Raw genomic sequence first — 13,329 nt, forward strand, 5'->3', positions numbered from 1 at the left:
AATCTGGATCAGCGTCGGCCGTGCGAGAAGGTCCCGCGGATCAGGTAGCCCGTCGCGTTGACCGTCGCCGCGCGAGCGGTCTCGATCGCGTTCAGGGAGCTGGCCGTGTAGAGGGTGGCGACGTTCTGGGGCGAGTCGGCGGGCGGGATCACGTTGGTGGAATTCGGAGGGCCGACGAGGTTGCGCTGGAGGGAGCTGACGCCGTTCCCGGAGACCCGAGAGCGGAGGAACGACTGGAGGGCGATCGAGCCTTGCGGCGCCCCCGAGGAGACCTGCTTGGTGGCCCTGGGCAGCTGGACGAAAACCTGGGTCAACTGCTCGGAGAGCAGGCTGATCCGCTGCTCGACCAGGCGGCGGAAATAGGTCGCGCCCAGGGCCCCACCCTCGGCCGGGTTCGCGCCGGAGCCGTCGTCGAAGTAGGCGCCGAGGGCCGAGAGGTAGTCCTGCGCGAACGAGTCGTACGCCTGATTCACCCGCTCGATGGCGGCCACGTTCAACTTGCTCACGCGCCCCGAGAGGTTCAGGGGCGCGACGGCCGCCGGCGCGATGGCGATCCCCCCGCTGAGGACCACCCGAGGTTCGAGCGGTTCCGTGAGCGTGGGGGTCAGTCGGTGCGTCCGTCGCATCTCATCCTCCTCAGAACGTTCCCGATCCATCCCACGGGCCGCATCCACACAGAGTCATGCTTTTCCGCACGACCCGCGCATCGCGACGCCCGTTCCTGGTTTTCGACCGTCGGCGTCGGCGTTCATGAGATAGATTTGCGACGAGGCGCCGAGGGCCGACCGCCGAGGAGCGGCCCGCCGACGATCCGGCCCCTCGATCCGGGCGCGACGGCGCGCGCGATCACCTGGAGTTCGCGTAGGGAGACGCCGCCATGCATTCCGGTCACGACGGATCGAACGATTCCGCCAGCGCCGCCGCCACGTCCGCTCGCCGGAGCGGGGGGCGAGGCCGACGATCGCGGCGGTTCCGGCCGACCGCCGAACGCGTCGAGCGTCGAGAGCTCCTGGCCGCGTTCGGGCTCGTCGCCCACGGCGTCGTCGAGAGGGTCGCGCTCCCCCGGGCCATCCCGGCCCTCGACCCCTCCTCGACGATCAGCGTGACGGGCCTGGACGTCTCCACCAAGGCCGGAGGGCTGTTCAACGGCGTGGTCGCGACGTTCCAATCGAGCGACCCCGAAGCCAGGGCCGCGGACTTCACCGCCACGATCGACTGGGGCCCCGGAACGACCACCAACGCCGTCGTCCGGGCGGCGGATGGCGGGGAATTCGAGGTCGTCGGCGCGTACTCCTATTCCGGCCCCGGTTCCTACGCAATCAGGACGACCGTGTCGGGCGGCACTGGGATATCAGGGGCCTCGCTCGCCACGGCGACCATCGCCGCTCAGCCCATCGAGGTCGTCGCTTTGGCGATTACCGCCGAGCCCGGCGGCTTGTTCAACGACACGGTCGCCACCTTCAAGTCCACCGCGCCTCCGGCCGAGGTCCAGGCGGGGAATTTCACCGCTCTGATCGATTGGGGCGACGGGACGACTCAGGAGGCCGTGGTGCAGCCGGCCGGCGATTCGGGCTTCCAGGTGCTCGGCTTTCACACCTATCCCGTCGCCGGCTCCTACCCCGTTACGACGACGGTGGTGGACCACGTCCGCAACACCTCGGCCAGGGTTCTCGCCACCGCCACGATCGGCACCCCCTCGATCAGCCTGACCGCCTCGTCGTTCGCCGCGCAGCCGGGCGTACCGGCGACCCCGGCGGTAGCCCGGTTCACCTCGACGGCCCCCGGCGCGAAGGCCGCCGACTTCACCGCCACGATCGATTGGGGCGACGGGACGGCCCAGACGAACGGCGTGGTCCAGGAGGTTGAAGGGGGGAGCTTCGAGGTCAAGGACACGCATACCTACGCCGTCGCGGGGGAGTTCCCCGTCCGGGTGACCATCGAGGACGGCATCCGCAAGCAGACGGTCGTCTCGCTCGCGACGGCCGGCGTGGGCCGGCTCGTCGCCCCGTTGACGGGCGGCCTGGCTCCGTCCAGCGACAGCGGCGTTTCCGGTTCGGACGGGGTGACGAACGTCAGCAGGCCGACCTTCCTGGGCTCGTCGACGCCCTGGGCGGTCGTGCAGCTTTACGCCGTGCGGGCGTCGTCCTGGCCCACGGAGACGCGGCTGCTCGGCCAGGCGATCGCCGGCGGCGACGGGACGTGGTCGCTCACTTCGGCGTTCCTGCCCGACGGCGTCTATTCGGTGACGGCCGTGCAGACCCCCTCCAAGGGCTCGCCGAGCCAGCCGGTCGTGCTGGTCGACTCCTTGACGATCGACACGATCGGTCCGAGGGTCCACGGACTGGCGTTCAACCCCAAGAACGGCACGATCACGACCGTCATAAGCGACGTCGGGGCCGGGCTGGACGAGTCCTCGGCGCAGGATCCGACCAATTACACCGTGATCCCACCGTCGACGATCATCGGCGTGCATCCGGGCCGCGGGGGAGGGCAGAATCCGTTCCAGTCGCCGGCGATTTCGGGATTCTACAGCGACGCCTCGGCGTACACGATCCAGCTCGACTTCGGCGGTGGCGAGGGCCGACGTTGGTCGCGCGGGCGCTACATGTTCCAGGTCCGTTCCGGAGGGGTCGTGGATCGGGCGGGGAACGCGCTTGATGGCGAATTCACCGGGGCCTTGCCGTCGGGCGACGGGGTCCCCGGGGGCAACTTCATCGCCAAGCTCATCAACAACCAGAAGGCCAGGCCTCAGCCCCGACGGGCGGCGCCGCCGCGATTCGCCGGCCGGGGTTGAGGTCGGCTCAATTCTCCCGTTGGACGGTCGGCTGCGCGTCGAGGGCGGCAGGTTCGGTGAGCCTCGCCTCCTCGGCTCGGGCCTGGGTCTGCGCGGCTCCCTCCTGGTGGGCCTGCTCGGCGAGGCTGCCCAGCGGGGTGGCGCGGAGTGCCCGCGAGGCGCCGTCGGTCGCGGTGCGACGGGCTTCGCGGAGGCCCTGCCTCGCGCCGGCGAGGAGGCGACGGCTCCGATCGCCCAGCCGACGATCGGGCTCTGGGGCCCCCTCGATGCGGTTCACGCCGTTGGCCTCGTCCCGCTGGCGAGCGCCCGCCTCCTTCATCCGCGTCGCGCCGCTTTCGCTCAGGCGGCCGATCACGCCCCCCCTCGCCCCCTGGCGATAGACGATCTTCGGCGGGCCGTGCTTGCCCGTGCCGAAGAAGATCTTGATCCCTTGCGGGCCATAGTCGTACTCGATCGAGCCGGCGTCGTAATAGACGCGAGGCGCGCCCGGCGGCAAGGTGGCCTCAAGGTAGAGCCGCTCGCCGGTCCTCGGGTGGTTCACGACGAGGATGCAGGGGCCGCCCGGCATCATCTTGAACTGGAACGATCGGTCGCCCGAATAGTAGTAGCGATGCACCAGCACCAGGCGCGGGACGTCGACGAGCATGCGCCCGTCCGGCCCAGGCGTCAGCTCGACGGCCGGATTCCCCACCGGGTCGGCGTTGGGGTCGAGCATCTCGATCTCCTGCCCGGGCGGCACCGGGGCCGATCGCGGCGGGCCGTGGCCGGCGGACCCGAGCGACGATCGGAGCAACGACTGCGCCGACGCTCCCGACGCCGCGCCCCACCAGCAGGCGATCGACAAGGCGCAGACCAGCGTGCGACGAGCCATGACGAGCTCCCTCCCGGGACGACGATCCCGCGCGACCCGACTCAAGGACGATCCGCCCGGAGTCCCGGCTGCATCTGATAGGAGAATTCGACGCCGATCCGATCTACCAGCCCGTAAGCCCGCGCGGCCTGGACCGCATCCATCGAGCCCGTCCAGCGCATCCGACGCGGGCGGCCTCGCTGGACCCAGAAGGGGGGGATCGTCGCCTCGAACACGGCCGGGTCGGTCACGCCCACGGCGGGGGTCGCCGCGCGAGACGCCGGCGCGGCGTAGCCGAAGACGCGAACGTGGAACAGATTCCGAAGGAACTGGTTGGTCTGGAGGACCGACTCGCGAACGTCGTCCACCACGACCTGATCGATGAGGCCCTCGCGGCGACGGACCAGGATCGGGTTCTGGTCGGCGCGGAGGCTGACCACCCACTGGCCCTCCTCGTCGATCACCGCCGCCATCTCGGAGATCATGCAGTGGTCGATCCGGAGCGAGGTCGGATCAATGAACTGGAACATGTTCGCACGGACGCCGGGTGTCGGCACGGCCGGGAAGGCCTCCGAGGCCGCCTCCAGGCCCGACACGACGAACGGCTCTCCCTTCGCGGCGACCACGCGGGACTCGAACGCCCGGAGCCGGGCGACCGCCGGGAAAGGGGCGAGCGCGACGGCCGCCGCGCTCACGGCGAAGGCCGTGGCCGAGAAGTCGCGATACTGATAATCCCGCGCCGGGATTCCGGGCACGCACTTCACGCGAGTGCGGAGCCGCACGCGGTCGTCGGCCGCTGCGGCGAGCCCGACCGTCAGGCCGGCCGCCGAGATCGTGATCCACTCTCTGCGCCTCATCCGTCACCTCCTCGCCCGGATCGACCGAAAAATCACTGTTTGACTCTTCTACATACCCATTCGACGCTTCACCGTCCCCGGAGCCGCGAGAGGAGGCTCTTGCGGGGGCCGGGGGATGCATCGCCCGCCGAATTCGCGGGGGCGAGCGTCGCGGCCGAGGCCTGGCGCACGGCCGGGTCGACGATCGTCGTGGGGCGGGGGATCGAGGAGGTCCTCGGGGCGGCGGACGGCGGGATCGAGGCCGGACGAGGCGCCGAGGCCGGCGATCGAGCCGGGGGTGTCGTCGCGGCTCGGGTCGCGGCGGGGCTCGGCCGGGCGTCTGATGCGGCGCGAGCCGGGGCGACCGGCGGCCGTCGCCAGTTGGTGGGGACGCCCCCCGCCGGGGTCCGCTGCGCGGCCCCCTCGTCCGAGCCCGGCGGGACGAGCGCCGGGGCCGGGGCCGCGTCGGGCAAGGGATCGAGGGTGAACGGCGAACGCTCGTCGAGCGGTGCGGACTTCAGATCATCGTTCTCAAAGGGCGAACGCTCGCTCGTCGGTGCAGGTTTCAAATCCTCGTTCTGGAGCCGCGAGGTTCCTCCCGGCGGCGGTTTCCTCCGGCTGGGCTCTGCCGCGTCGGGCCGATCGAAGCCTCGCAAGGGTGGATTCGGAGGAGCGACTCCTGCGTGGGGGGGACCCCCATGCTCCGGCATGATCGGGGCTCCTCCCAGAGGGCGCCCTTCCGGCATGAGAGCCTCCGCCGGGCCCACGGGGAGGCCGACGTCGCCCGCGGGGAGGCCCAGGTCGCTGGACGACGAGCTGGGGACGTAGGGGGTCGGCGGGTTCATGGCCTCGGGGTCGTATCCCTCGCGGAGCGGGCTGTCCTTGAGGTTCAGGCCGGGGCCGCGATAGCCGTTGGGATGGACGTCCGGGATCGTCTCCTGGCTGCGATAGAGATCGGTCCGACGTTCGGCCGCCGGGGTACGGATGAAATCGTCGACGCGCGACGACGAGCTGTCGAACGCCCGGTTGGAGACCTCGCGCTGACGGCCCCGGACGACGAAGTCGTCGTTGCGGAGCCGGAGCGTATCCAGATCGGCCACGGCCGGCGCCCAGCGCAGGCCCATCAGGTCGAACAGCGTCGGGAAGATGGCGCTGTGGGCCATGACGATGTTCTCCTGGAGCGACGATTCCGCGTTCGGTAGCGGCCGAAAGAGTACGCCGAGACCCGGCACATCCTCCAAGAGGGGTACCCCGCGACTCGTCCGCGACGCCTTGAGCGCGACCTGATAGGTACTCACCTCGCGCAGCTCGTAGTTCGTGAGCTGGACGGGGGTGTGGATGAAGTGGCGCTTGACGCGACCCAGGTGCTTCTCGTCGGCCCGGACGGGCTCGCGGACGTTCGTCGTGTACATATAATTGAAATCGAACGTCACGGCCTGGCCGTCGGGCTGGAGGACCGGGCGGACCTCGTAGCCGGTTCCGGTCTCGAACTTGTAGACGGCCGGGTCGGGGATGAGGGCCTCCAGGGCCGACCCGAACTCGCGGCGTCCGGGGCCGGCCTGGCGGAGCACCTCCTCGTCGTCGTTGCGAGACAGTTCCGGCAGCACGCTCCGCACGGCGCTCGCGCCGCCCCCCAGCGTCCCCTGGGCCAGAGAGCTGGTCGGCTGGCCGCTGCGGAGCTTCGTCAGCGACAGGAACGTGGGGTCGTTCAGCAGCGCGCCGTACTCATCGACCAGCGCCTTGGCGCCGTTCATGGCCTCGGTGATGAGGATGTCGCGCTTGGGGAGGTCGAACTCCATCGTCGCGGTGGGGTCGACCTTTCCGAAGCCTCGGTTGTTGGTCAGGACGCTGGTCTTCTCGATCTGCGCGAGCTGCACGTCCCAGAACCGGCTGGCCTCGCGAATCCGGCGGAAGGCCGGGTCGTAATACTGGGTGTTGAAGTCGTCGTCCAGGGCCGTCGCCAGCGCCTTGATGAAGCCGTCCATCACCGCGATGTGCGAGCGCGTCCCCTCCAGCAATTCGATGTACTTGTCCTCCATGTCGTCGATGTGCATCTCCAGCAGCTTCTTGTGGTCGAAGGCGGAGCGCGCCTCGCGGAGGGCCTTGTCGGCGAACTGTCGGCGGAGGTTGGCTTCCATCAGCGGCCGGAAGCTCAATTCGATCTCGTTGAAGATGACGTCTGACGTGGCGCGGAGGCTGCCTTGCACCCAGTTCTCGACGATCGCCCGGATGAGCTGCACCTCACGATGGAGCGCCTTCGGATCCACCTCGCTGTCGCCCAGATTCGCGTTCAACGTATTGAACTTGGCGATAAAGCCTTGCATCTCGGCCTGAATGTGTTCGAGCACAGGCCTGTAGGCGAAGAGGAGCGCATGCAATTGGCTGAAATGTGTAAAGTTCAGCTTCTCGCCCGGCCGCACCTCCCTTAATTTCCGCAACGTCTCGACCTGTGACTTGACCCTCGCATTCATCGAGGGATCGAGCGCGAACTCACTGAACAGGGCGTCGTTCATATTCCCCGCAAGGTCGACCCACTTGCCGAACATCACGCCGACTTCGGCCAGGACCTGATCGCCATCGACCTCCCCGACCGGCTCGAGTTCCAGAAGATCTCCTACGAAATGGAACCTCACCTTGGCCCTGCCAACTGAGACGGTGAACTCCTCGGATGGCTGATCGTTCTTCTGATCAGGAGCATTCAAGAAGCCGTCCTGGCTCATCAAATCCTTCATTTCGGGAATATTGATATTCGATTCGGACTTCTTGACCACCGATTTATATTGTTCGAGCGCCTTCTCAAGGTCCCGAAGTATGGTCCTGGAGGAACTTGCGTCCGGCGAAGCCGCCCTGTAACGCGCGACCTGGTTATTCACATCCGCCCTAATGCGACGCGCGTCGTCGACATTCGCCAGGATTCGGATGTTCTCCAGTTGCGCATAAAGCTCCTGGCTCTCGCCGATACGATTTTGAATCCCCGCGATCTGGGCGCTGAGCGGGGCGAACGCGGCGAGGATCCGGGTCCGCTGCTGGTTCAGGGCTTCGAGCTGGGTGGCGAGGGCCTTCTCGGCGGCTTCCTGGCGGTCCTTCTGTTTCTGGAGTTCTTCCAGGCGGTTGCCCAAGCGTTCCTCGATGATGGCGCGTTCCTTGACGCGCTGGTTGAACTGCATCTCGGTGACGAGGCGGCTCTTGAAGATCTGGGCGAGGCGGATGAACTCGCGCTGGATGGGATTGAGAGTGTCGTTGCCGTCGAGCTGGTGGTCGAAGTAGCCGATCAGCGACTGGAACCGTGCGTTGTTCGCGAGGAAGACGAAGTCGTCGTTCTTCTTGTGGGGATGGGCGTGCTTCTTCTTGGGGTCGCGGTCGCCGCCGGCCTCGTAGTAGTTCATCTCGGCGGCGGGGAGTTCGGCGGCGAGGCTGGCGCGGAACTCGTCGAGAATCTCGACGCGGGTCTCGTTCTTGGCGAGGGCCATCAGGAACAGGGCCGAGGCGAGGCTGGTGGAATCCATCGAGTGCAGCGAGAGGACCTTGTTGCCGGATTTGAGGAACTCGCTGTCGATTTCGATCAGCTCGCGGAGGAAGTCCTCGCCGAAGAAGGCGGCGATGTACTTCTGGTCGCGGGTCTCCTGGCTCGCCCCCTCGGGGCACTCGGCGGCGGCCTCGACCGCGCGACGCGCGGCGACCTTGACCACGGCGTTGCGGAGGTACTGGCCGGACTGCATCGTCAGGAAGCGGGAGTGGTCGATGTAATCCTTGATCCGCGAGGCCACCTTCTCCATGCGGTCGCCGTGCTCGCCGTTGATCTGGACGGTGTGGATGGCGATGCGGACCTGGCCGGCCGGGCCGTCCAGCTCGTTGATCATCTTGCGGACGATGTTGACCCCCTTCATCGGCCCGCGAAGCTGGATGAGGGCCTCGCCGACGACGGCGACCGACACCTGTTCGACGGGGTCGATCGACCTCGGGTTGCCGGGGGCGAAGGTGTCCGGGTCCTCGTGGGCGGCGGCGACCTCCAGGCGGAACTGCTGCTCGCGGGCGCGGTCCTCGTCGAACCCTTCGCGGGCGGACTCGATCCGGGCGGCGGCCTCGGCCTCGCGACGGGACTGGACGAGGTTGCGAGCGGCGGTGACTCGGTCCTGGGCCCCGCTCAGACCGTCGACCGATTCTGTCTCGTCGCGGGTCGCTTTCTCTAGGGCGATGTTCAGGCCGTCGACCTGGGCCTGCGCCTGGAGGGTCCGCTCGGCCGTGCCGACCGGATCGGCGGCCTTCGCCGCAGTCAGTTCGTTCTGGGCGGCGGTGAGATCCGCGCGAAGCCTGGGGATGCGGCCGACGGCCTGCGCGCCCCGGGCCTGGATCGTCCCCAGGGCTTGCTGGGCCTGCTCCAGCTCGCGCTCGGCGGCGCGGGCCTCCTCGGCGGCCTTGATGGCGGTCATCTCCTGGATGCGTCGGGTGTCCGTCAGGCGGTCGGCCTCGCGGCGGGTCTCCGTGGCCAGCCGGCGACGGGTATCGACGGCCACCCGGTTGTACGACTCGACGTGCCGGTTGACGATCTGCGCCACTCGATGCGCATCGCGGTTGTAGTAGAGCCGGACGACGCGGGTCTCCACCTTGTCGGACGGATTGAACCCGTTGGTCGGGTCCCGGGGCGAGACGAATTCGGGGTAAGCCACGAAGGGCGCCTGGCGAGCCGGCGGGATCGGCGCCAGCTCCAGCGCGGCGAGCCGATCGCGAGACGTCCCCCCCGCGCCGCCTCCGGCCGTACGCTCGAACATCCGGATCAGGCCCCGTTCCGAATCGCCCTGGACTCCCTGGATCGGATTGCCGTAGACGTCTCGCAGCGCGGCCACGCTGGCGGTCAACTCGACGCGGTAATTGCCCGCGATAAGATCCGAGATTTTGATCAGGATCGAGTTCGTCGGTTCTTCATAACTCACGGTGTACTTGCTGGGGTCGACCGGCGCGTACTTCCCTCCGGCCCCGGCGAGGCTGATGCTGTAATTCGTGGGCTCCTCGACGGCCGACTTGAGTAGTTTGTTCCCCCGGAATCGGATCGTGAGCGTCTGCTCGCCGGCCACGACGCCGAAGTCGTAGGGGACGTACTCCTGGATGACCGGCCCGCTTCGGCGGATCGAGAGCTGGTAGGGCTTGGTGGCATCGGTCCGCGGCGTGCGCTGGAAGTCGCTTCGCGTGGCCCCCTGGATGATCTCAGCGCGGAGGAGGAAATCCCCCTCGGGTAGGTCGCCGGTCGTCAGGGTCCACGTTCCGTCGTCCTCGGGGGCCGTCACGCCAATCGGCACCTGGGAGTCCTGGTGGAAGACCGCCACGACCGCCCCGGCCTGAACGGCCGCCTCGGGCACGCCCGCCCCCGCGATCTTGACGCGCTTCGACGCGGTGAAGATGTGTCTGGGGTCCGCAGTCCCGCCGTCGGAGCCTGCCGAGGACGTGGGCTCGGGCTCGACGCTCGACAGCGTGGGCGGGACTCGGTCCGGGTCGCCCAGCGCCGTCCGTTCCACCGGCACGGCCAGCGAGAACGCCTGCCCGTCGGGCCTCTCGTCGATCGCGAAGAGGTGGGACGTCACCTGATCCGGCTGGGGAGCACCCGCGTCGAAGTCGAGATCCACGTCCCAATCGCCCTTGCTGGACCGCCGCCACGTCCTCGCCCTGGCGTCGTCGGCCCGCCTGATGAAGACGTCCTGGTCTCCGGTCGGGTTGAAGACGGCGAATTTCAGCGTCTCGGCCGAGCCCGTGGCACCGGCGAGCCGCAGGTAGCCATCGACCGACTCGATCGGGTCGGAACCGGAGATCGGCCCGACCGGCTCGATGAACAGGTTTTGGGAGGCCCGTCGAACGGTCGGCCGAGCGGTGACCCCACGCGGATCCTGCAGCAGGACGCGGACGCCGGTCCCGTCGCCCGAGGTCAAGTCCCAGGCGTCGACGACCCGGATCCGTCGCCTTCCACCGGCGTTCGCATCCAGGGGAATCACGACTTCGGCAGGGGCGGTGGCTGGATCCTCGGCGGGCAGACTTCCCAGCACGTCGTCGGCGTCGTCGAGCACGACAAGTTGCCGTCCTCCATGTCCCGTCACGATGACGGAGAGGATCGCGGCCGGATTGTTGCGGAACTCCCCGCCCCCCGGAATGGGCAACCTCGTCTGATAGAGCGCAGGTCCCTGGATCTTCTCCTGGAAACCTGCGATGCGTGGTTTCCGCACGGTCCGAATCGGCGCGACCTGGATCACAAGCTGATCGGGGGTCGCTTGACCGAGCCGACGAACCGTGTACTTCCCGCTCGAAGGCAGGGTCGCAGTGAAGGAATCGCCCGAGGCCGTTCCCATCGCGACCGGCAGCCTCGGGGGAGTGGTGCGCTCGAACTCGTACTCCGCCGGGTCGATTGCACGCCCCTCGTCGGTCTTCAGCGTCACCGTGACGTCTAGACCCGAGTCCGCGTTCGGCGGTAGACCGGTGACCTTGAACGTCCGCGCCTCAACCTCGGTCGCGGGCGAGCCCTGCTCTCCGACCACGGCGGCCGACAGGAACGCCGGAGCGATGCCGCCGGCCGGCGTCACGGCCTCGTCGCGCTTCGGGTCGGGCGACTGCGTCAGGATGGGCTCGGTCGCCTTCCGCGAATCCACAACGCCCGTCGACTTCCAGTAGCCGGCGACCAGGCAACACGCCATGAAAACAAAGAGGATCGGCTTTATTACAGAATCAGGCCGAGACATCCTTGTCATCGGGTCGCTCCGGGATCGAGAGGGGCCTGGACATCGCACGGCGCAAGCGCACGAATATCCCGTTTATCGACCGAAGCGTTCTCTTACTCCATCGGGCTCAAACGTTTTTGCCGGCCTCAACGAAATCGACGATTTTGCGGGATCCAGGGAAAGCACAAGGCGAGCCGTGAAAACGGCCGAGGCGGATCAGTAGGCCACGAGGGGGTAGGAGCCGAACCGGGCGGTGCCGGTGCGGCGGATCGCAAACGGCCCGTCGTAGACTTCCTGAGGGAAATGCTGCGAGAAGGACGATCGGGATCGATTCACGAGGGTGCGCATCGCCCAGATCCCCAGCGATTCCCCCAGCCGCGGTTCAGGCCTGACGAGCACCTGGGAGACGCCGATGTGACGGACCTTCCAGACGGCGGGTTCGAACTGGCCCCGTGCGTTGGCGTGGGGGGGGAGGTCGATGGCGGGGATGGTGACGGTGTGCTCGGTCCCATCCCAGCAGGGGACGTGCAACTGAAGACGGAGCGTCACGGGCATCGCGGGCGTCGAGACGACGAAACGCAGCTCATATGCCCCGCTGGGGGCGACGACGAACCGCATCCCCTCATAGATCACCGCGCCTTCATCCTCGAATTCGCACCCTGAGGCGTCGAAACGCGGCACCGCGAACCGGGCGGGCTTGGCGAAATCGAAGGGCCGGGCCGAGGTGTCGCACTGTTCGAGATAGGGGAACTCCTCGTGATCCGAATCGGTCGATTCGTCAGGCCTTAAGGACCCCCGGCGCACCAGGCGGATCACAGTCGGGAGGTCTTGAAAGGCCGTCCCCAGGGGGACCTTGCACTTCTCGTCGTCCGTCGAGGCGAGCTCGGTCCGCGCGGGGGCCGATGGCGATGCGGGGGCCGCCGGCTGCGTTTCGGCGGCCGGCACGGGCGTCCCGTGTTGCTCGACGTACACCTCGCCGAAGCCGGCCCGCATCCCGCGACCGCCGCCGATCAGGACGGCCCGTCCCCGGGACCATCCGGTCAGGTTGATCGCCTCATCGACGAGCTGCCAGTTGGACGGGTCTTCCGATTCCGAGTCCATCCAGAATTTGCCCAGAAGCTTCCCATCGCCGGTGATCGCGAGCTTGAGCCAGATCCATCGCACGGGGGGGGACGCGGCGACCAGATCGACGGCGGAAGGATCCTCCTGAACCTCCACGGAGGCGCGTTGATCGGGGGCGTCCCCCGCAGTGAAATCCTCGTCGAAGAGGGAGACCTTGAACTCGCCCGACTGCCGCTCACGGACCACGATCGAGTACACGCGCAGGCCGTCGGCCGAGGCGATCCCGATCCCTACCTTCGCGTCTTTGCGGTCGGCGACGTCGGAGGACTCGAGGAGGGCGATGCGGGCCGTGACCTGGGTCGCCGAGCCGTCTGCGTCGAGGAAGATTCGGGAGGAGTCGGAGAGCTTGGGGACGTGCAGCCAATCCAACCTCCCGTCGCGGACGGCCCACGCGGATGTCGCTCCCGCTTCGAGCCGGATCTCGCGCGGCTCGAAGGGCTCCATCAGCCTTCCCGCGTCAAAGTCCTCGAAGCGGATCAGCCGGCTGCTCGGGATGCTAGTCAACTCGACCTTGCGGGGCTCCGATTCCTCCGAGGCGTGCAGGCCGCGGACGGTGTAGAAATAGCTGACCCCTTTCTCCTTCGCGCTCTGGTCGACAAAGACGCGGGAGTCCGGCCGGCTGCTGGAAGTACGGCCGACGAGTTCCTTGCGGACGGCCTGATTCGGCTTCCGAACCTGTCGCCATATCTCGTAACCTTCCTCGCCGGCGTCCTGGGCCGTCCAGTCGAGCCGGACCCAGGAGGAATCCCCGATCCGGCTGTGCCTGAGGTTCGACACAGCCTGCCCGCTCGTCGCCGACGAGGCCGCGAGGGCGAGACCGACGACCAGGCAGGGGAGGCGGGGATTCATGGGCGCGGGCTCCCGAGGGTCGATCGGAGGGGCTCGTCAGGGTGGGAGTCTCAACCCGCCGAGGAGGCGACGTGGACTCGAAGTAGAACCTATCCCCGAAATCCCCCCTGGTCAAATTCGTGCGCGATGGTTTGAATCGGTTCCCAGTCCGAGTCTTGAGCCGGGGCTTCATTCAAAGGG

At 68.0% G+C, this 13,329-nt stretch carries 6 protein-coding genes; 1 reads left to right on the forward strand and 5 read right to left on the reverse strand.

Going from position 1 to position 13,329, the window contains the following annotated elements; all coding sequences use genetic code 11:
* Positions 1-8: 8 nt before the first annotated feature.
* The gene (locus tag VT85_RS07650; protein WP_156512731.1) at positions 9-626 is read right to left on the reverse strand and encodes a hypothetical protein; all 618 of its coding nucleotides are present in this window, start codon (positions 624-626) and stop codon (positions 9-11) included.
* 251 nt (positions 627-877) lie between these two features.
* On the opposite strand from VT85_RS07650, the gene VT85_RS07655 reads away from it, so the two are divergent.
* Positions 878-2,794: an Ig-like domain-containing protein gene (locus tag VT85_RS07655; protein WP_068412857.1), complete on the forward strand. Its 1,917-nt coding sequence runs from the start codon at positions 878-880 to the stop codon at positions 2,792-2,794.
* Between the two features lie 7 nt (positions 2,795-2,801).
* Here the strand turns inward: VT85_RS07655 and VT85_RS27445 are convergent, their stop codons facing one another.
* The 4 genes from VT85_RS27445 to VT85_RS07675 form a co-directional block, all read right to left on the reverse strand.
* Entirely contained in the window at positions 2,802-3,665 is an 864-nt protein-coding gene (locus tag VT85_RS27445) for a hypothetical protein (RefSeq protein WP_068412859.1), read from the reverse strand.
* Positions 3,666-3,706: 41 nt separating this feature from the next.
* Positions 3,707-4,501 (reverse strand): hypothetical protein, encoded by a 795-nt coding sequence (locus tag VT85_RS07665; RefSeq protein ID WP_068412861.1) that lies wholly within the window; start codon positions 4,499-4,501, stop codon positions 3,707-3,709.
* A gap of 68 nt (positions 4,502-4,569) precedes the next feature.
* The gene (locus VT85_RS07670) at positions 4,570-11,154 is read right to left on the reverse strand and encodes a hypothetical protein (protein ID WP_068412863.1); all 6,585 of its coding nucleotides are present in this window, start codon (positions 11,152-11,154) and stop codon (positions 4,570-4,572) included.
* A gap of 240 nt (positions 11,155-11,394) precedes the next feature.
* Entirely contained in the window at positions 11,395-13,149 is a 1,755-nt protein-coding gene (locus tag VT85_RS07675) for a hypothetical protein (RefSeq protein ID WP_068412871.1), read from the reverse strand.
* Between the last annotated feature and the right edge of the window lie 180 nt (positions 13,150-13,329).

This window comes from Planctomyces sp. SH-PL62 (assembly GCF_001610895.1).
Taxonomy (GTDB): domain Bacteria; phylum Planctomycetota; class Planctomycetia; order Isosphaerales; family Isosphaeraceae; genus Paludisphaera.

Coding starts and splice junctions, on each gene's coding strand:
- VT85_RS07655 (WP_068412857.1), top strand. CDS start 878: ATGCATTCCGGTCACGACGGATCGAACGATTCCGCCAGCGCCGCCGCC.
- VT85_RS27445 (WP_068412859.1), bottom strand. CDS start 3,665: ATGGCTCGTCGCACGCTGGTCTGCGCCTTGTCGATCGCCTGCTGGTGG.
- VT85_RS07650 (WP_156512731.1), bottom strand. CDS start 626: ATGCGACGGACGCACCGACTGACCCCCACGCTCACGGAACCGCTCGAA.
- VT85_RS07665 (WP_068412861.1), bottom strand. CDS start 4,501: ATGAGGCGCAGAGAGTGGATCACGATCTCGGCGGCCGGCCTGACGGTC.
- VT85_RS07670 (WP_068412863.1), bottom strand. CDS start 11,154: ATGGCGTGTTGCCTGGTCGCCGGCTACTGGAAGTCGACGGGCGTTGTG.
- VT85_RS07675 (WP_068412871.1), bottom strand. CDS start 13,149: ATGAATCCCCGCCTCCCCTGCCTGGTCGTCGGTCTCGCCCTCGCGGCC.